The sequence below is a fragment of the Bifidobacterium thermacidophilum subsp. thermacidophilum DSM 15837 genome (assembly GCF_000426425.1).
Classification (GTDB): domain Bacteria; phylum Actinomycetota; class Actinomycetes; order Actinomycetales; family Bifidobacteriaceae; genus Bifidobacterium; species Bifidobacterium thermacidophilum.
Window position 1 is genome coordinate 123236 of sequence record NZ_AUFI01000009.1, and the last position, 20168, is coordinate 143403.

Consider the following 20168-nt stretch of genomic DNA (forward strand, 5'->3'; position numbering starts at 1 on the left):
GAATCATGATATTACTTGACGAAATGCCGACAAACGGCAACCGGTCAACGTCCCGCCGGTCTGTTGCCGGTCTGCGGCTCGCGGACGATTCGCTGCAAGCGGTATGACGTGCGTGCTCCATGCTCTCACCCCCTGGGATTGTCCGGCAATCGATTAATCGCGATCAAATGGTTACGCAAACATTCCGTTGGGACTGGGGATACATATCAGCAACGCGCCGACTTCTTCAAGCCGGTACAGCTTCAATGCATTTTTATTCCCCCAATGATCAGCCCTATTTATAGAACTTGTTTGCAACCACGTCAAACGTGTAACTACATTTTCGCCCCTAGTGTGGCGAAAGTAACATTGTGGTGACATACGTCAGACGCTCAATCATTACCCAAGCAATCCCAAGTATTCCCGAATGTTCCGCGTTCTCGGCGTGTCGCCTCGCTCGCTATCGGCGAACGCGGTACGCAGAAGCCTGGCGTCGCGAATATTGCTGACTGCTGCGTTCACGATCATTGCCACAACTGTCCAGAACCATTGATGATACCGTCCATTCCGGTGTGAACAACCCTGCTGCGCGACACGTCAGTCGCACGACAGCCAGATAGCCAGCCAATCAACCCTCAACCCCGACGGCACCCGCCAGCCATGCGACGCGTCAGTCGCACACACCCGACATACACGAATCGGGCCGGGCGACTGCGTTTACACAGTCGCCCGGCCCGACTCGAAAATACTGAGCGCTCTCAGCGCGCCCTGCGGATCACAGGTCTATCAGGCCTGCTGCCCGTCACCATCGGCACCATCAGCGTCGGCGCCATTAGTACCAGCTTCGTCAGTACCGTCACCAGACGCATCATCACCGGCGTTGTCAATATCCTCCTGACCGCCCTGGTCGTCCAGGAAGTCGTCAGGATTGAAATCGCCGGCATTGAAGTCGTCAGGGTTGAAATCGCCGCCGAGCTTCATGTCGCCGAAATCAATGTTCGACAGGTCGATGTCGCCGTTCTCGTCGCCGAAGTCGAGCGGAGCGTCGGTGTCGCCACCCAGCCCGAAGTTCGGGTAGATGGTGTCGCGGATCGCCTTGTCCGGCTCGACCGTCGCGTTGCGGTAACGCGCCAGACCAGTGCCGGCCGGGATCAGCTTGCCGATGATCACGTTCTCCTTGAGGCCCTTGAGATCGTCTTCCTTCTCGTTCAGGGCGGCCTCAGTGAGCACGCGCGTGGTCTCCTGGAAGGATGCCGCGGACAGCCAGGAATCGGTGGCGAGCGAAGCCTTGGTAATACCCATGAGCTCCGGACGACCGGCGGCCGGCTTGCCACCGTTCTTGATGGTCTGCTTGTTGATCTCCTGGAACTTCTGGCGATCGACGAGCTCGCCCGGCAGCAGCGCGGTGTCGCCCGCGTCGAGCACGGTCACGCGATGCAACATCTGGTGCACGATGACCTCGATGTGCTTGTCGTGGATATCCACGCCCTGGGAGCGGTACACGTTGTGCACTTCCTCGACGATGTTGACCTGAGCGGCACGCGGTCCAAGGATGCGCAGGATCTTCTTCGGATCGACGGAACCTTCGCACAGCTGGGTGCCGGCGGCGACATGGTCGCCATCCTTGACCAGCAGCGGAGCACGACGCGAGACCGGGTAGACGATCGGCTCGATGCCTTCGCCGTCCGGAGACAGCGTAACTTGACGGCCACGATCGGTGTCCTGCACCTTGACGGTACCGGCGAAATCCGTAATCGGCGCCTCGCCCTTAGGTCTACGAGCTTCGAACAACTCGGTGACACGCGGAAGACCCTGCGTAATATCGGACGCCGAAGCGACGCCACCGGAGTGGAAGGAACGCAGCGTCAGCTGAGTACCAGGCTCGCCGATGGACTGGGCCGCGACGATACCGACGGCCTCGCCGACATCAACCAGCGTGTTGGTGGCCAGCGACCAGCCGTAGCACTTCGCGCACACGCCGCGCTTGGATTCGCAGGTAAGCACGGAACGCGCCTTGACTTCCTCCACGCCGTGGGCGACCATGTCGCGCAGCACGTCCATGGACATCGCTTCGTCACGCTTGTAGAGCACTTCGCCGGTCTTCGGGTCGAGTACATCCTCAGCGAGCAGACGCGAGTACGGACCACCGTCGGCAGCCTTGACGAGCACGAGATTGCCGTTCTCATCACGCTCGGCGACCTTCATGACGAGGCCGTGCTTGGTGCCGCAATCCTCTTCACGCACGATGACTTCCTGCGCGACGTCGACCAGACGACGGGTCAGGTAACCGGATTCTGCGGTACGCAGTGCGGTATCGGCCAGACCCTTACGCGCGCCGTGCTGCGAGATGAAGTACTCGAGCACGGACAGGCCTTCGCGGTAGTTGGACTTGACAGGACGCGGGATGATCTCGCCCTTCGGGTTAGCCACGAGGCCTCGCATACCTGCGATCTGGCGGATCTGCATCCAGTTGCCTCGTGCACCGGACTGGACCATGATGTTCACGTTGTTGTCATCATGGAAGTTGTCGCGCATGGCTTCGGCGACCTTGTCGGTGCATTCGGTCCACAGGTTGATGAGCTCCTGGCGGCGCTCCTCGTCGGTCAACAGACCGAGGTCGAACTGGGAGTTGACCTTGGCGGCCTGGCCTTCGTAATCCTTGATGATCGGCTCGCGATCCGGCGGCTCGACGATGTCGGAGAACGCCATGGTCACGCCGGACCACGGTGCGCGGGTGAAGCCGAGATCCTTGAGCGCGTCAAGGGATGCGGCGACCTGCTGCGTGGAGTAGCGCGTCGCGATGTCATCGACGATCTTGGCGAGACGGCCCTTGGGGACCTGCTCGTTGATGAACGGGTAGTCCACCGGCAGGGTGCCGTTGAACAGGACACGTCCGTAGGAGGTGGCGAACAGGTAGGTGCCGTCGGAGAAGCGCTCCTCCTTGACGACATCCGGGCTGCCCGGCTCCGGGTCGGTGACCTTGAGCTCGCCCGGCTCCCAACCGGTCGGCAGCACGAAGTCCTTCGGCATGCGAATCAGCACCTTGGCCTGCATGTCGATGTCGTGCTTGTCCAGAGCCATGATGACTTCGTCCAGCGAGCCGAACACGCGGCCCTGCCCCTTGGCTCCCTCGACCACTGTGGTCAGGTAGTACAGACCGAGGATCATATCCTGGCTCGGCATGGTAACGGTGTGGCCGTCTGCCGGCTTCAAGATGTTGTCGGACGCCATCATGAGCGTACGGGCTTCAGCCTGCGCCTCGGCGCTGAGCGGAAGGTGGATTGCCATCTGGTCGCCATCGAAGTCCGCGTTGAATGCGGCGCAAGCGAGCGGCGGCAGGTGGATGGCCTTGCCTTCGACCAGAATCGGCTCGAAGGCCTGAATGCCCAGACGGTGCAGCGTAGGTGCACGGTTGAGGAGCACCGGATGCTCGGAGATGACTTCCTCGAGCACGCCCCACACAGCCGGGTCGCCGCGATCGACCAGATGCTTCGCGCTCTTCATGTTCTGCGCGTAGTTGAGGTCCACAAGACGCTTGATGACGAACGGCTTGAACAGCTCAAGCGCCATCGGCTTCGGCAGACCGCACTGGTGCATGCGCAGGCTCGGGCCGACGACGATCACGGAACGGCCAGAATAATCCACGCGCTTACCGAGCAGGTTCTGACGGAAGCGGCCCTGCTTGCCCTTGAGCATGTCAGCCAGGGACTTGAGCGGGCGGTTCGAAGCGCCGGTGACCGGACGGCCGCGACGGCCGTTGTCGAACAGGGAGTCGACGGCTTCCTGGAGCATGCGCTTCTCGTTGTTGAGCATGATTTCAGGGGCGCCGAGCTCGATGAGGCGCTTGAGACGGTTGTTGCGGTTGATGACGCGACGATACAGGTCGTTGAGGTCGGAGGTCGCGAAGCGGCCGCCGTCCAGCTGGACCATCGGGCGCAGATCCGGCGGGATGACCGGAATCACGTCAAGCACCATGGCCTCCGGCTTGTTGTCGGTGGTCAGGAACGCGTTGACGACCTTGAGACGCTTGAGCGCACGGGCCTTGCGCTGGCCGGTGCCCTTGTCGATCTCCTCGCGCAGCTCTTCCGCCGCAGCCTTCAGATCGAAGTCCTGCAGGCGCTTCTTGATGGCTTCGGCGCCCATGCAGCCGTCGAAGTAATCGCCGTAGCGATCCTTCATTTCACGCCACAGGTCGACGTCGCCTTCCATATCGCCGGGCTTGAGGCTCTTGAAACGGTCGAACACGGCGGTCAGACGCTGGATCTGGTCGTCGTAACGCTGGCGGATAGCCGCCATATCGCGTTCGGCGCCGCTACGCAGCTTGGCGCGTGCGCTGCCCTTGGCCTCGCCGGCCTCTTCGAGGGCGCGCAGATCCTCTTCGACCTTCTTGGCGCGCGCCTCGATGTCGCTGTTGCGGCGACGCTCGAGGTTCGCGATCTCGTTGTCGAATTCTTCCTGGAGGTCAGGCAGATCCTGATGACGCTGCTCCTCGTTCACCTCGGTGACCATGTAGGCCGCGAAGTAGATGACCTTCTCGAGATCCTTCGGAGCGATGTCAAGCAGGTAGCCCAGACGGCTCGGAACGCCCTTGAAATACCAGATGTGGGTGACCGGGGCGGCCAGCTCGATGTGGCCCATGCGTTCGCGGCGCACACGGGAGCGGGTGACTTCCACACCGCAGCGTTCGCACACGATGCCCTTGAAGCGCACGCGCTTGTACTTGCCGCACGCGCACTCCCAGTCACGGGTCGGGCCGAAGATCTGCTCGCCGAACAGACCGTCCTTCTCAGGCTTGAGGGTACGGTAATTGATGGTTTCAGGCTTCTTGACCTCGCCATGGCTCCAGCCGCGGATGTCGTCGGCGGTGGCCATGCCAATGCGAAGCTTGTCAAATGCGTTGACGTCCAGCACTCTTGATTCCTGTCTTTGAAATTGTTTCCATCACGTTTGCGGGAGCTGTCCGCGCCCGGCCCGCTTCAGGCGGGGCACGGACAGCTGTGTCGTCACTTGTATTCGGGCTCTTCCGCGGCCTGATCCTCCTTGGCGGAGGCGTCCGGGCGGGCACCGATGTTGAAGCCGAGATCGTTGGAGTTGGAAGCCGGGTCGTCGTCTTCCTCGCGCATGTCAATCGCCTGGCCGTCGGCGTTGAGCACCTCGACGTTCAGGGCGAGCGACTGCATTTCCTTCAAAAGCACCTTGAAGGACTCCGGGATGCCTGCCGGCGGCAGGTTCTCGCCCTTCACGATGGCTCCGTAGGCGCGCACGCGGCCGTCGACGTCATCGGACTTGGTGGTCATCATCTCGTGCAGCGTGTAGGCGGCGCCGTAAGCCTCGAGGGCCCACACCTCCATCTCGCCGAAGCGCTGGCCACCGAACTGGGCCTTGCCGCCGAGCGGCTGCTGCGTGATCATCGAGTACGGGCCGGTGGAACGCGCGTGAATCTTGTCGTCCACGAGGTGGTGGAGCTTAAGCATGTACATGTAGCCCACGGAAATCGGCTTCGGGAACGGTTCGCCGGTGCGGCCGTCGAACAGTTGCGCCTTGCCGTCCTCGCCCACGAGCTTGTTGCCGTCCTTGTCCGGCAGCGTGCACTTGAGCAGGCCCTTCAAGGTGTCAGGGCGGACGCCGTCGAACACCGGGGTCGCGACCGGGGTGCCAGGCGCGCCCTTTTCGGCGCCTTCAGGCACGTACTTCTTCCAAGCGGCCTCAACATCCGGGTCGATGCTGATATCCCAGCCGGCGTGTGCAATCCAGCCCAAGTGAAGCTCGAGCACCTGGCCCAGGTTCATTCGGCTCGGCACGCCCAGCGGGTTGAGCATGATGTCGATCGGGGTGCCGTCGGCCATGAACGGCATATCCTCTTCCGGAAGAATCCGGGAGATGACGCCCTTGTTGCCGTGGCGACCAGAGAGCTTGTCGCCCTGCGTAATCTTGCGGTGCTGGGCGATGTACACGCGGATCATCTGGTTGACGCCGTTGGGCAGCTCGTCGCCGTCCTCCTCGGCATCCTCGCGGGTGATTTCCTTGACCGCGATGACAGTACCGGTCTCGCCGTGCGGCACGCGCAGCGAGGTATCACGAACTTCGCGGCTCTTCTCGCCGAAGATAGCACGCAGCAGGCGCTCCTCCGGGGTCAGCTCGGTCTCGCCCTTCGGGGTGACCTTGCCGACGAGGATATCGCCGGCCTCGACCTCGGCACCAATGCGGATGATGCCACGCTCGTCAAGGTTCGCGACCGCGTCCTCGCCGACGTTCGGCAGGTCGCGGGTGATTTCCTCAGCACCGAGCTTGGTTTCACGGGCGTCGATCTCGTACTCTTCGATGTGGATCGAGGACAGGGTGTCGTCGCGCACCAGACGCTGGGAGATGATCACAGCGTCCTCGTAGTTGTAGCCGTTCCAAGGCATGAACGCGATGAGCAGGTTCTTGCCCAGTGCCAGATCGCCCTTCTCGGTGGCCGGGCCATCCGCGAGGACGGTGCCTTTCTCCACGCGCTCGCCATGCTTGACAAGCGGGACCTGGTTGTAGCAGGTGGTCTGGTTGGAACGCTGGAACTTGGCGAGCTTGTAGCTGGATTGCGTGCCGTCGTCGTTCATCGTGCGGATGATGTCGGCGGACGCGTAGGTGACCACACCGTCCTTCTCGGCGAGGATGACATCGCCGGAATCGACGGCTGCACGCCATTCGGAGCCGGTGCCCACGAGCGGGCGCTCGGACTTGACCAGCGGGACGGCCTGACGCTGCATGTTGGTACCCATCAGCGCTCGGTGGCCTTCATCATGCTCGAGGAACGGAATCAGGGAGGCGCCGACGGACACCATCTGACGCGGGGAGACATCCATGTAGTCGACCATCTCGACCGGGACATCTTCCGCTTCGCCCTGGGCGTCACGCACAAGGGCTTCCTTGGAGACAAAGTTGCCGTTCTCGTCAAGCTCCTGATTGGCCTGCGCGATGACGTGCTCGGCCTCGCGGTCGGCGGTCATGTAGACGACCTCGTCGGTCACATGGCCGTTGACGACCTTGCGGTACGGGGTCTCGATGAAGCCGAACGGGTTGATGCGGCCGAAGGTCGCCAGCGAGCCGATCAGGCCAATGTTCGGGCCTTCAGGGGATTCGATCGGGCACATACGACCGAAGTGGGACGGGTGCACGTCTCGCACTTCCATGGATGCGCGGTCACGGGACAGGCCGCCGGGGCCGAGGGCGGACAGACGACGCTTGTTCGTCACGCCGGCCAGCGGGTTGTTCTGGTCCATGAACTGGGACAGCTGGGAAGTGCCGAAGAACTCCTTGATGGTCGCGTTGACCGGGCGAATGTTGATCAGGGACTGCGGTGTGATTGCCTCGGCATCCTGGGTGGTCATGCGTTCACGCACGACACGCTCCATACGGCTCAGGCCGGTGCGCAGCTGGTTCTGGATCAGCTCGCCGACCTGGCGGATTCGACGGTTGCCGAAGTGATCGATATCGTCGACGTCCACACGCAGATCGACCGGCTTGCCGTCACGCATGCCCGGGAAGGTCTTGTCGCCGGCATGCAAAGTCACCAGGTACTTGATGGTGGCGATGATGTCCTCGCGGCTCAGGCTGCGATCGTTGTAATCACGCTCAAGGCCCAGCTTGCGGTTGATCTTGTAGCGGCCGACGCGCGCCAAATCGTAACGCTTGGTGTTGAAGTAGAAGGAATCCAGCAGGTTCTTGCCGGCCTCGGGGGTCGGGGTGTCCGCCGGACGAATCTTGCGGTACAGGTCAACGAGGGCCTCGTCCTGCGTGTTGATCGAGGTTTCCTTCGCCAGCGCGTCAAGCACGAGCGGGTAGTCCTTGAAGGACTCGGCGATCTCCTGCTTGGTCATACCAATGGCCATGAGGAACACGATCGCGGACTGCTTGCGCTTGCGATCCACGCGGACGCCGAGGACGTCGCGCTTGTCGATCTCGAACTCGAGCCATGCGCCGCGGCTCGGGATGATCTTCGCACCGAAGACCTCCTTGTCGGAGGTGCGGTCCTGCTGACGGTCGAAATACACACCCGGAGAACGCACGAGCTGCGAAACGATGACGCGCTCGGTGCCGCCGATGATGAAAGTGCCGTGCGGGGTCTGCAGCGGGAAATCGCCCATGAAGACGGTCTGGCTCTTAATCTCGCCGGTGTCGCCGTTTTCGAACTCAGCGTTCACATACAGCGGCGCGGAATAGGTGTAATCCTTCTCCTTGCACTCCTGGACCGTGTGACGCGGCTCCTCGAAGTACGGGTCGGAGAAGGTCAGGCTCATGGTCTGAGTGAAGTTCTCGATCGGAGAAATCTCCTGGAAGACCTCGTCAAGACCGGAAACGTGCGGCACGGTGTTGGTGCCGTTCTTTTCGTCTTCCTCGACGCGCTTCTTCCAGCGCTCGTTGCCGATCAGCCAATCGAAGCTGTCGGTCTGCACGCCCAGCAGGTAGGGCACATCGATGGGCTCACGGATGGAGCCGAAATTCACGCGATCCGACGCCTTGTACAGTTTGATGTCATGCTCGTCGGCACGTGCGATGACTTTGGTGGTGTTCGTCGTAGCTTGTTCAGCAGCCAATGGACGTTCCTTATCGCTCGCTTTGTCGTTTGTTCCCCGGAAACGCGGGCGGACGGCCACTATATGCTGTTCGCGGGCGCTTCTTGACTGTCAGCATGCCCGCAATATGACACACTTTACGCAAAGTCAATAGTTTAGCCGATGATTGCGCGCGCCGCAAATGCGACACGCTTGTGGGAGGTGGACAGGGATGGTGGGGGTGAGAGCGATGGGCGGTCTGTCCGCCACACCGACCGCCAGACCGACCGCCAGAATGTGAGCCACATCCTCACACGATGGCCACCGATACGGTCAAACCCCCATTCCGAAGATCCAGCCCAGCCATCAGCAATCATGTGAACGAATCCTCACAGGATGACTTGCCTTGACAAGCCAGCTATGGGGCACCATCACTCTTCGCGCATACCCGCACATACGAAACTCGACAGATTGCGGTCCGGCCGGCCAAATCAACCCCGCAAACCATCTGGCGCGCATGCCGCGACATACACAACACGGCAGATCAACCCCATACAAGTCCACATACACTGCCAAACCACCTCACACGCATGCCGCGACATACACAACATGACAGATCAGCTTCCAACAAGCCCACTCGCGCCGCCAAATCACCGGACACACATGCCGGAACATACACAATCCGGCAAATCGTGCGCCAAGCGCCCCGACGACGCGCCTGACCACTCCCCGACCGATCAGCCTCACTGCGCATACGCGACACTGCGCATGCGGGCGCATACATCATCGATCTGATTCGCAAGCCGCCGATTACACGCCCCCCAAGCGAATAATCTTTCCGACTGCCCAACGCCACCGTCAACGCAGCCAGCCAACGCGGCATACCCAAACCAGCTACCCGACGGTAATCGTCACCTTATTGCTCACAATCTTCGGATGGTCCTTCATCGATAGCTGCGCGGTGTACGTCCCGGCCTCCACTTTCGGCAGCGCCGAATCCTCGGCGCACGAGTCCCCGGTACGATTCGTGTTCCACGTCATCGTCTGCGTGTCAGTATCCCCTACCGCCAGAAGCAGCTGACGCGAATCCACATCGCATACGTCAGACCGCCACACGGTGTCGCTTCCCGACTTGATGGTCAGTACCCGCGAATCGTCCGCGGCATCGATCAGGCAGCTGCTCTTGCCCTTCGGCACATACTTGATGGTCGCTGTGAATTTCATGGAACCACCGACAGCAACCGTCTGGGAATCCGACTGCAACGACAAATCGATATCGGACGCCGTACAATCCTTGACTTTGCTCTGCTGCATCGGCGTCGGCACCGTCGAACGAGTCAGCGCCATCTGGTCGTCATGGCGGATCGACGCATCAATCGCCATCATCCCCCGGCCGAGGCTGTACACGCAAAACGCAATCAATGCAAGAACGACAATCAACGCAATCAACGCGACAATGCGACGCCTGCGGTAGATCTGCCGCTGCCGTTTGGACAATTTTCGGCGGGGACGGCGATTCCGCGGGTTGTTGGAAGTGCGCTGGCTGCTCGATGACATATGTTCCAGTGTAGTCATGCCGGTGGTGACGTGTCACGCTGACGCTACGTCGGATTGCGAAGTAGCGTCAGATTGCGAAGTGTTGGCGTGCGTTTCGATGATCGCACTGGCATCGGCGCTGCCAGCGGCACCAGCACTGTCATCGGCAACGGCACCCGAGTCCGCGTCGGTATCAGCATTCCGGACGCTCCCGGCGGGCAGACGAATCCCTTCATCACCAATGATTTCAATCAATCCGTCCTCGTCAAGCGAGGCGACACACGCATCAAGCTGCGTCTGGTCGGGCCACAACAACGCCACCCGCGCGCGCGACAATACCGGGGCATCCGCAGGCAGCGCGCGCAACGCAGCCAACACAATGCCGCGCACCTGTCGATTCGTACCCGCGAACCGCTGACGGGGACGAGTCCGGCGCTGTCCCAGTCTCGGACGGCCCGCCGCAAGAAACGCGCAAACCGACGCAACCGGGCAAGTCTCACAAGCCGGAGATTTCGCCGTGCACACCAGTGCGCCGAGCTCCATCACCGCCTCGTTCCACACGACGCTGGCTGCCTGACCTTCGGGAAGCACGCGCGAAGCCAGATCCCGATCCTTCGCCGTCGTGGACCCGCCCAACGATTCCTCGCCGACGAACAGGCGCGACAGAACACGCCGAATATTCGTATCGATGACGGCAATACGCTCTCCGAACGCGAAACTCATGACCGCACTCGCCGTGTAATCGCCGATTCCGGGCAGCGCGACCAGCTCGTCGTAACTGTGAGGAAGCCGGTTGCCGTATCGCGTGGCGACTTCGCGGGCGCACTCCTGCAAACGCAAAGCGCGACGCGGGTAGCCGAGGCGCCCCCATGCGGTGATGACCTCTGCCGTGGATGCCGCGGCAAGTGCTTCCGGGTCCGGCCAATGGCGCATCCACGCGGTCCAGTAGGGCACGACCCGGCTCATCTGGGTCTGCTGGCTCATGACTTCACTGACGAGGACGCCCCACGGTGTGGTGCGGCCGAATCGCCACGGCAGGTCGCGGGCGTTCGCGTGCCACCACAAGGTGAGCACGCGCTGGATTTCAGGCGTGTGTCGGATTTGGGGCACGTGGTCTGTGGCGGCAGGCTTCGCGCGGACGAATGGCGCGTCTGGCGTATGCGGGGTGTCAGGTCGGTTGGTGTTCATCGTGTGCCGTATCTTAGCATTCGACCGGGGCGTGTATGACGTGCCGCGCGGCTGTCGGTTGAACGGGTTAGGTTGGAGCGTATGACACATGAAGCCAATCCGCAGCAGTCTCAGGACGCCGGTTCGTCGGCGAATCCGGAGGCTAAGGTCGAGTCGATGTTCGAATACGGGTATCGCAAGTCGAATTATGGGCCGGATGAGCTCGTCACCGACGCGCACGGCAATCCAATCAGTGTGACGGATGCGATGATGAGTGCCGAGGATGCGGCGAAAGCCGAGACGAGCACGCCGCACCTGTGCTACTACTCGCCGCGTATCCCCGGCAATACGGGGTCGGCGATTCGCCTGTGCGCGGTGACGGGGACGATTCTGCATCTGGTCGAGCCGCTTGGATTCAACCTGCATGATACGAAGTTGCGCCGCGCTGGATTGGATTACCATGACATGGCGCATGTGGTGCTGCATCCGGATTTCGACAATCTGGTTGAATCGATGCCGGATTCCAGGATCATCGCGTTCACTGCGCATGCGACGAAGCTGTACACGGAGGTCGAGTACCGGCCGACGGATATTCTGCTGTTCGGCCCTGAGCCAGGCAATATTCCCGATCCGACGGATATCATGTTCGGCCCGCATGTCGCCGAGCAGGTGCGACTGCCGATGCGCCCGAGCCTGCGAAGCCTGAACCTGACCAACTGCGCGTCCATCGCCATCTACGAAGCCTGGCGCCAACTCAAATTCAAGGGCGGCGCGTAAGCGAAATGGTCCAGTGGGCCATTTCGTAGCGCCGCTGAGGGCCGATTGTATCGAGGGCCGAAGCAGAAAACACACACCCGCGCGTGATTGTATGAGCTTCATCAATCGTCCCGATCCAGTACATCCACCGCGTTAACGCTTCACAGTGGTGTCGTCTGCACCAGGAGACTTCCCCTGCTTGGGCACCGATGGGAGTCCGAGCCGAAATCGGCATGCCGGTTGCTTTTTCCCGGGAGAAGCCAACGGGTTGCGAAATCCCCGGCTGTTCTCCCGGGAGAAATCGCGGATTCCGCAATCCATGGCTATGCTCCCGCGCAACCCGCGGGAGTTTATGGGAATCCGCCCTCTCAACGGATAATCTCCCATCAGAAACGTTGAAATTCCGCGATTCTTAAAAATCAACCCAGAAGCGGTTCGCGGGAGAACAACAGCAGAATGACATATTCGCAGTAATCTCCCGCAAGGAAGCGGGAGATTATTCACCTAAGGCCGGTTCACGACAGATTTCCCGCACCGGATTTCAAGCGATTGCCGTTGGGGCCGACGAACCGCATATCGACACGACTTGTTCCGTATTCGCGCAACGAAATCCACGCACTCTTCACCTTCTGCCGACGCCGACCCACCTCTCAGCATCGGCAGAAGGTGAAAGCGCACCAGCAATCGCAACCCGCCTGAAATCTGTGGGTATAGTCCAGAATGTGTGTCCGTGATCGGGTGCGAGGGGTTGTGCTGTCAGGCGTGTCGCGGTTTCGAATCCTCATGCAGCCACGTTCTAGGCCGGGTGGGGTGTGTGTCCGAAGCCAGCGCCCCGTAGCGGCTCATAGCATGCGGACGGCTCAAATATGCCTCGCCGCGCACGACCCGGCACACATCACGCACCGGACGGAAGGCCTCCCACCCTGTCGGTAGCCGTAATGCCAAGTTGTGATTCCACGACACGCGCAAACCACGGGACACGGCCCGGAGCTGCCGCTTTCCGTCGATATCTGTTCAGCCACGCATGCCCCGGCACACACGACACGCACGAAGACCGGAACAATCACTCCCGGCTCCCACACGTCCCACCACCGGACACACGCATTGGCTTACAACCCCCGCTTTTCATCATCAGCCCGTATCACGAACGGGCCGCGCACCGGAATGGAACCGGTGGCGCGGCCCGTTGCGGACACACCAGATATCGCTGGATGGAACCTTGTTCCGACTCAGTTCTTGAAGCTGTGGATCGGCGCCGGGATTCGCCCACCGCGCGACACGAAAGCCTCGCAGCTGGCGGTGTTGACCGGCATAATCGGCGCATAACCCATGAGCCCGCCGAATTCCGCGGATTCGCCGACACCCTTGCCGATCACCGGAATCACACGCATGGCGGTCGTCTTCTGGTTGACCATACCGATAGCCGCCTCGTCGGCGATCATGCCGGAGATAGTGGACGGCGTGGTATCGCCCGGAATCGCAATCATGTCAAGACCGACCGAGCACACGCACGTCATCGCCTCGAGCTTTTCGATGCGCAAGCAACCGGAAGCAGCCGCATCGATCATGTTCTTGTCTTCAGAAACCGGGATGAACGCGCCAGACAGGCCGCCGACGTACGAGGACGCCATGATGCCGCCCTTCTTAACCTGGTCGTTAAGCATGGCCAGCGCTGCGGTGGTGCCGGGCGCGCCGACCTGCTCAAGCCCGCATTTCTCAAGCACTTCGCCGACAGAGTCACCGGCAGCGGCGGTCGGAGCAAGCGACAAATCGATGATGCCGAACGGGATGCCGAGCCGGCGCGACGCCTCCTGGGCGACCAGCTGGCCGACACGCGTGATCTTGAACGCGGTGCGCTTGATGGTCTCGCACAGGAATTCGAAATCCTTACCCTTGGCCTCGTCAAGCGCGCGGGAGACCACACCCGGGCCCGAAACGCCGACATTGATGACCGCGTCGCCTTCGGTGACACCATGGAAGCCGCCCGCCATGAACGGGTTGTCATCCGGCGCGTTGCAGAACACCACAAGCTTGGTGCAGCCGTCACTGTCGGTCTCGCGGGTGGCGTAGGCAACGTCCTTGACGATCTGGCCGAGCAGGTAAACCGCGTTCATATCAATGCCGGTCTTGGTGGAGCCGACGTTCACCGACGAGCACACGATGTCGGTTTCGCTCAGCGCCTGCGGCAGGGAGCGGATGAGCATCTCCTCGGCGGGCGTCATGGATTTGGAAACAAGTGCGGAGTAGCCGCCAATCAAGTCAACACCGACGGTTTTCGCGGCTTTGTCAAGCGCATGGGCGATGCGCACGAAATCCTCGGAGCTCTTGCAAGCACTGGCTCCGACCAGAGAAATCGGCGTGACGGTGATGCGCTTGTTGACAATCGGAATGCCGTAATCGCGCTCAATGGCCTCGCCTGTGGAAACCAGGTCCTTGGCGTACGTGGTGATCTTGCGGTAGATGTTGTCGCACACCTCGTCCACGGTGTCGGCCGCGCAGTCAAGCAGGCTGATGCCCATGGTGATGGTGCGCACGTCGAGCTTCTCCTGCTCGATCATCTTGTTGGTCTCGTGGACCTCCATGATATTCAGCATGGTCGTGTCTGTCCTTTTCGATTCGTTCGGTTGCGTTCTTGCGCGGCGATCCGCGTGATAACTGGACTCAGACGCGATGCATCTTGGTGAAGATCTCTTCGCGCTGGCAGCGGATGCGCACGCCGATCTCCTCGCCGAGCTTGTCGAGGTCGTTGACCATGGTGCCGAATTCGTTGTCGGCGTTGCTGTAATCGACGATCATCATCATGTTGAAGAACCCGTCGATGATGGTCTGCGAGATGTCGAGGACGTTGACATGGTGACCGGAAAGGTACGTGCAGACGCGGGCGATAATGCCGACGGTGTCCTGGCCTACGACGGTGATGATTGCCTTGTTCATGGATCTCCCTTGGAAAATCGGTGCGATGGTATCCAGATGGATTCAAGTATAGGGAATGCACACGTCATCGGGCCGGGAATGTCCGTTTCGGGACGATTTGCCTAGGGCTGAGGGCACCGACTCGCTGTGAGAATGACGGACGTCAAGTCAACGACACCTGAAGCGGGGACACACAAAACAACAGACAACGAAACAACAAACACCCGAAACGAAAAACATTCGAAACGAAAGACGCCCGAAACGAACTCGGCATTGTTGCCGACGGTCCGTTCCGGGCATCTCGGCCTTGCTGGCGTTCCCCCGTGTCAGTCGATCTGTATCAGTCGACGCGGTGCGCCGAAGCGGATGCGACCGCGGCGAGCGCCCGAGGATGGTGGAATCCATGCACTGCGAACGCGTCGGCAATCTTTTGCGCGACTTCACGGCTGCGCCCCTTGTCCACCAGCGCGATGATGGAGCCGCCGAAGCCGCCGCCGGTCATGCGGGCGCCGTACGCGCCGTTGGCCCGCGCGGTGTCCACGGCGACATCGAGTTCCGGCACCGTAACTTGGTAGTCGTCGCGCAGGGAATCGTGGGAGGCATTGAACAGTTTGCCAGCACGCTTGATATCCCCGGCTGCAAACGCATCGACGAACTGTCCGACACGGCCGATTTCGGTGATTACGTGACGTACACGCCGGCGCACCACGTCATCATCGAGCTTGCCGAGAACGTCCGCAAGCGCGGCCTCGGGGTCGTCGGCGGCGTTGACCTGGTCGGCAATCACCCGCAGGTTCTCCACCCCGAGCCCGGCAGCCGCCTGTTCGCAGGTGGCGCGGCGCTGGGCGTATTGCCCGTCGTTGAGCTGATGCGGGGCCCGCGTGTCCACGACCAGCAGTTCGAGCCCGTACTTGTCGAGGTCGAATGCCTGCTGGGACACGCTTTCGAGGGCGCTCAGGCCCGGCCGGCAGTCCAGGAGCAGGGCGTGCCCCGGCGTGCATCGCATGGAGGCGTTCTGGTCAAGCCCGCCCGTGGAGGCGCCCGCCATATCGTTTTCCGCGGCGATGGCCGCGTTGATCAGGGTGATGCGCCCCGCATCGCTGGAGCCGAAGCCGAGCCCGTACACGTCGTCCAGGGCGAGGGCGGTCGAGCAGGTCATCGCGGCGGAGGAGCTCAGCCCGGAGCCGAGCGGCACGCATGAGGCGAAGGCCGCGTCGAAGCCCTTGACTTGCCCGAATCCGGCTTCACGCAGCGCCCATGCGACGCCGACCGGGTAGGCCGCCCACCCGTCGACGCCTCCGGCTGTGAGACCGTCCAGATCGGCTTGTGCGACCTTGTCGGGGCTAACATCGGAAACCACACGCACACTCGTGTCTTCGCGCGGTTTCAGCGCGATATACGTGCGGTGCGGCAGCGCGATCGGCAGGCACAGACCCGCGTTGTAATCGGTGTGCTCACCGATGAGGTTCACACGCCCCGGAGCCGCCCACACACCTGCCGGCGCCTCACCGTATGCCTGTTCGAACAGCTCTCGTGCTGCGGCGGCGCCTTCCGCGTCGCCCATCGCGTCGATGAACAGGATGCTTCCGGCTGCATCCTGCGTTGCATGCTGCTGGTCTGGTGTTGTCATGATTATTCCTTTCGAATGATGTTGCGCTGATGTGCCGCTGTGCTGCCCGCCTGCTGCCGGCCCGGGCCCGCCTACGTTCTGCACGCCAATGCCTGGTCAAACGCCGCACGGCCAGCCGGTACGCGTTCAGTCGTCGATGTCAATCGGCCCGAGCTCATGGAACCGCTTGGCGATGAGTTCCGGCGTCGTGTCGGACACCCATGCGGCCATACCTGATTCGGAACCTGCCAGATACTTGATCTTGTTCGCCGCCCTGCGGAAGGAGAAGAACTGGAGGTTGAGTCGGTAGTTCGCACGGCGGGCGTCATGAATCGGCGCCTGATGCCACGCGGCGATGTACGGCAGATCCATGCCCTTGCCGTCGCCCTTGTCGAAGAAGGCGTTGCCACGCTTGAGCAACGTGGAGTACATCTGTGCCAAATCCCACCGCTCCTGGTCGTCAAGCTCGTCGATGGTGAGCACGTCGCGCAGGGGGGCGACATGCACTTCCAACGGCCAGCGCGCCGCCGCCGGCACGTAGGCGACCCAGCTGTGGTTGCGCATGACAATCCGCTCCCCCGCCTCGATTTCGGCGTTCATGAGGTCGCGCAGCAGGTTGCCGCCGGTACGTTCGTGGTATGCCTCGGTGTGTTGCAGTTCGGTTTCCAGCTTCGGCGCGATGAACGGGTAGCAGTAGACCTGGCCGTGCGGGTGGGCGAGCGAGACGCCGATTTCCTGACCGTGGTTCTCGAACGGGAAGATCTGCTCAATACCGTCGATATGCGAGATCTCGGCGGTGCGGAAGGCCCACGCCTCAACAACCGTGCGCAGGCGGCGCACCGGCAAATCGGCGGGCAGACCATGCTCGTTGGGGTCGAAGCAGATAACCTCGCACCTGCCGCCGGCCATCTTCTGCTGCCACAGCGGGTTGCCGTCGACATTCGTCACCGTGTCAGGCACGCCGGGCACGCGCACCATCGAGGGGAAACGGTTTTCAAAGATAACGACGTTGTAATCGGTATCCGGCACTTCGCCGTCCTGATACGGGTCACCCGGCTTGCGCGCGGCGAGCGGGTTGCCCTTCGCAGTGGCCCCCGGACCGGCGGTGATCGGCCGGTTCATGCGCGCAGTGGCCATGATGATCCAGTCGCCGGTCAGCGGGTCGCGGCGCATCTGCGGTGCAGCGTACGGCACCTCGTTGCCGTCGGCGTCCAAATGAGGCGCGAAACGGTAGGCGAGATGGCGAGGATCATGCAGTTCGCGGGTCTTCTTGCCGCTGACGTACTCGGGGTCGTCATCGAGATAGAAGAAGTCGCGTCCGTCGGCGAGGGTGGTCGGCGTGATGCGGATGTTGGCGCTCGCGTATGCGCCGGGCTGGTAGTACTGCCATGCCGGCGTCTGCTGGGCCGATTGGGATGATTGGGTGGTCATGTCGTCTCCTTTGTCGGACGGTTGAGCTTATGTTGTCTGTTTCTTTCACAACAGAATCGCATGCGTCGCCAAGACTGAATACGCCGCGTTGCGCCTCTGTCGCGGCGACGGGCTGCGCTGCCCGCCGCCGGGTCTGGTTGTGGTTGTCTGCTACTTGCCGACCGGCCTCGGCGTCCCCGTTGTCCGTCCGGCCTTCATCTGCCTGCCGCGAGGTCCACGATCCGCAGGAAGGTCATACTCGTCATCGACGGAATCGGGATATCCCGGGCCTCCTGCGGCAGCATGCGCCCCGACATGTTCGGCGACCACGCCGTTCTCGTTCGGGTGTATCCGGCGGGGCGAACGGATTGATTCGTCCGACTCGCCCTGTTTGGCGAGCACGAGTTCCTTGACCAGTTCGCGTGTTTTGGTGACGGAATCAGGGTCGAGCCCGTCATCGGTAATCACAGTGTCGACCTGGTCGAAGTTGGCGAACAGAGACAGCGAGGTGCTGCTCCATTTGGTGTGGTCGGTGAGGATAATCGTCCGGTCGGCGATATCCATCATCGCCATGTCGGTGGCCGCTTCCAATGAGTTCGGCATGAGGAAGCCACGCGGAATGGACACCGAATGCGTGCCGAGGAACACGGTGTTCACGCGCAGGGATTGCACGACCTTGTCCGCAATCGGCCCAACCAGAGAGTTGGAACGGGTGATGACACCACCGGTGACAATCACCTCGACATCCTTGGATTCGAGCGCCTGAACGAGTTCGGCGACGGGAATCGAGTTGGTGAGGATGGTGACGCCGCTGGACTGCTGGGATTCAAGCAGGTGCTGGGCGAACACGTAGGCGGTGGTACCGCCGCCGATGGCGATGACGTCGCCCGGGGAGACGTAGTTGACTGCCTCCTGTGCGATGGCATCCTTGAGGCCGATGTCCATCTGCGATTTTACAGAGAACAGAGGTTCGCTCAGCAGGGTGCTGGTGGTCACTGCGCCGCCGTGGACGCGTTTGAGCAGGCCCTTGTCGGCGAGTTCGGCGATGTCCCTGCGCACGGTCATGGCTGACACGCCGAGCTCTTTGGACAGCGCGGTGATGCGCACCGCACCGCGGGTGCGCAGTCTGCTGAGAATCAGATGCTGACGTTGTGACGAAATCATATGAACATTATCGCACATAATTGCGCACACAAGTGACAGCATTGAGCGGATAACGCTCGACAACATCATGAAAACTCACAAAAACGCTAAGTTTTCCGCACCTTCCGTAAGCAAGATGAACATAAACGAACGCATCCTCGTTGTGGTCATCGGCGTGTCGCCCGCTGTGTGTCGCCTGTTGCGCGTCACCCGCTGGGTGTCGTCTGTCGGATACCGTCTGCTGGCTATCTTCTGCTGCGCGTCACAGGCTGAATGCTCTCTACCGCGTGGTACCCGTTACCCGGCACCCGCTAGTCGATCCGCTAATCGGCACGACGGCCATGGGCCGAACGCATCCGCGCAATCCCCCACAAGGTGACATTCCGCATCGCCTCAACGACAATCGCCGAATCCATCTTCGACACACCACGGCGACGTTCGGGGAAGACGATCGGCACCTCGAGAATCCTGCCGCCGACCGCCGCGGCGCGCCTAGTCATATCAATTTGGAAGACATAGCCGTTCGCCTCAACGGACCGCAAATCCATATGCCTGAGCAAATCGGCCCGGTACGCGCGAAACCCGGCGGTCATATCGCGCACACCCAACCCCAGCATCCTGCGTGCATACCAGGACCCGCCACGGGAAATCATGTCGCGATACCACGGCCATCCTTCCGTACGGCCACCAGGCACGCGCCTCGAGCCGATCACCAGGTCCACACCACGGTCGAAGCGCATCACCTTGAGCATCCGCGCCAAATCCTGCGGGCGATGCGAACCGTCCATATCCATCTCGCACACCACGGCATACCCGCGTTCCAACGCCCATGCGAACCCAGCCAGATATGCCGGCCCCAGGCCGCCTTTGCCCCCGCGGTGCAGCACATGGATACGCCCATTGTCCTGTGCCATCTGATCGGCGAGCTCACCCGTGCCGTCCGGGGAGGCGTCATCGACGATCAGCACGTCAACATCCGGATTGTAGGCGAACACACCATCCAGGGTCGTGCGGAGGTTCTCGCGCTCGTTATATGTCGGCATCACCACGCACACGCCGTCCCCCGCCATGCCGGTTCCACTCGCAGATGCTGTCATGACTCCCCTTTCAAGCTGCTTCACGTC

9 protein-coding genes and 2 pseudogenes are annotated in these 20168 nt (G+C 61.7%); 1 reads left to right on the plus strand and 10 read right to left on the minus strand.

Annotated features, from left to right (window positions below; translation table 11 throughout):
* Nucleotides 1-765: 765 nt before the first annotated feature.
* From K315_RS0105990 to K315_RS09575, 4 genes and pseudogenes are all read right to left on the minus strand, one after another.
* Nucleotides 766-4890, minus strand: a complete 4125-nt coding sequence (locus K315_RS0105990) for a DNA-directed RNA polymerase subunit beta' (protein ID WP_029576634.1) — start codon at nucleotides 4888-4890, stop codon at nucleotides 766-768.
* Nucleotides 4891-4982: 92 nt separating this feature from the next.
* On the minus strand, nucleotides 4983-8552 hold the full coding sequence (gene rpoB, locus K315_RS0105995; protein WP_029576635.1) for a DNA-directed RNA polymerase subunit beta: 3570 nt from the start codon (nucleotides 8550-8552) through the stop codon (nucleotides 4983-4985).
* A gap of 852 nt (nucleotides 8553-9404) precedes the next feature.
* Complete coding sequence (locus K315_RS0106000; protein WP_044085971.1) at nucleotides 9405-10067, minus strand: hypothetical protein; 663 nt, start codon at nucleotides 10065-10067, stop codon at nucleotides 9405-9407.
* Between the two features lie 195 nt (nucleotides 10068-10262).
* Nucleotides 10263-11234: pseudogene (locus K315_RS09575) on the minus strand (HhH-GPD family protein); the annotation flags it as partial.
* An 81-nt stretch (nucleotides 11235-11315) separates the two neighbouring features.
* Between K315_RS09575 and K315_RS0106010 the strand changes: the two are divergent.
* Complete coding sequence (locus K315_RS0106010; protein WP_081666416.1) at nucleotides 11316-11990, plus strand: tRNA (cytidine(34)-2'-O)-methyltransferase; 675 nt, start codon at nucleotides 11316-11318, stop codon at nucleotides 11988-11990.
* Between the two features lie 1208 nt (nucleotides 11991-13198).
* Here the strand turns inward: K315_RS0106010 and K315_RS0106015 are convergent.
* The 6 genes and pseudogenes from K315_RS0106015 to K315_RS0106040 form a co-directional block, all read right to left on the minus strand.
* Nucleotides 13199-14563, minus strand: coding sequence for a PFL family protein (locus K315_RS0106015; RefSeq protein WP_029576639.1), 1365 nt, complete (start codon nucleotides 14561-14563; stop codon nucleotides 13199-13201).
* Between the two features lie 67 nt (nucleotides 14564-14630).
* The gene (locus K315_RS0106020; RefSeq protein WP_015449974.1) at nucleotides 14631-14903 is read right to left on the minus strand and encodes an ACT domain-containing protein; all 273 of its coding nucleotides are present in this window, start codon (nucleotides 14901-14903) and stop codon (nucleotides 14631-14633) included.
* A 319-nt stretch (nucleotides 14904-15222) separates the two neighbouring features.
* Complete coding sequence (gene galK / locus K315_RS0106025) at nucleotides 15223-16446, minus strand: galactokinase (RefSeq protein WP_033520645.1); 1224 nt, start codon at nucleotides 16444-16446, stop codon at nucleotides 15223-15225.
* A gap of 192 nt (nucleotides 16447-16638) precedes the next feature.
* Nucleotides 16639-17922 (minus strand): galactose-1-phosphate uridylyltransferase, encoded by a 1284-nt coding sequence (gene galT / locus K315_RS0106030; protein ID WP_029576641.1) that lies wholly within the window; start codon nucleotides 17920-17922, stop codon nucleotides 16639-16641.
* A 351-nt stretch (nucleotides 17923-18273) separates the two neighbouring features.
* Nucleotides 18274-19065 (minus strand): annotated as a pseudogene (locus K315_RS0106035) (DeoR/GlpR family DNA-binding transcription regulator); the annotation flags it as partial.
* A 302-nt stretch (nucleotides 19066-19367) separates the two neighbouring features.
* The gene (locus tag K315_RS0106040) at nucleotides 19368-20141 is read right to left on the minus strand and encodes a polyprenol monophosphomannose synthase (protein ID WP_044085969.1); all 774 of its coding nucleotides are present in this window, start codon (nucleotides 20139-20141) and stop codon (nucleotides 19368-19370) included.
* Nucleotides 20142-20168 lie beyond the last annotated feature (27 nt).

Coding starts and splice junctions, on each gene's coding strand:
- galK (WP_033520645.1), bottom strand. CDS start 16,446: ATGGGCGACGCGGAAGGCGCCGCCGCAGCACGAGAGCTGTTCGAACAG.
- K315_RS0106010 (WP_081666416.1), top strand. CDS start 11,316: ATGACACATGAAGCCAATCCGCAGCAGTCTCAGGACGCCGGTTCGTCG.
- K315_RS0106000 (WP_044085971.1), bottom strand. CDS start 10,067: ATGTCATCGAGCAGCCAGCGCACTTCCAACAACCCGCGGAATCGCCGT.
- K315_RS0106040 (WP_044085969.1), bottom strand. CDS start 20,141: ATGACAGCATCTGCGAGTGGAACCGGCATGGCGGGGGACGGCGTGTGC.
- K315_RS0106020 (WP_015449974.1), bottom strand. CDS start 14,903: ATGAACAAGGCAATCATCACCGTCGTAGGCCAGGACACCGTCGGCATT.
- K315_RS0106015 (WP_029576639.1), bottom strand. CDS start 14,563: ATGCTGAATATCATGGAGGTCCACGAGACCAACAAGATGATCGAGCAG.
- galT (WP_029576641.1), bottom strand. CDS start 17,922: ATGACCACCCAATCATCCCAATCGGCCCAGCAGACGCCGGCATGGCAG.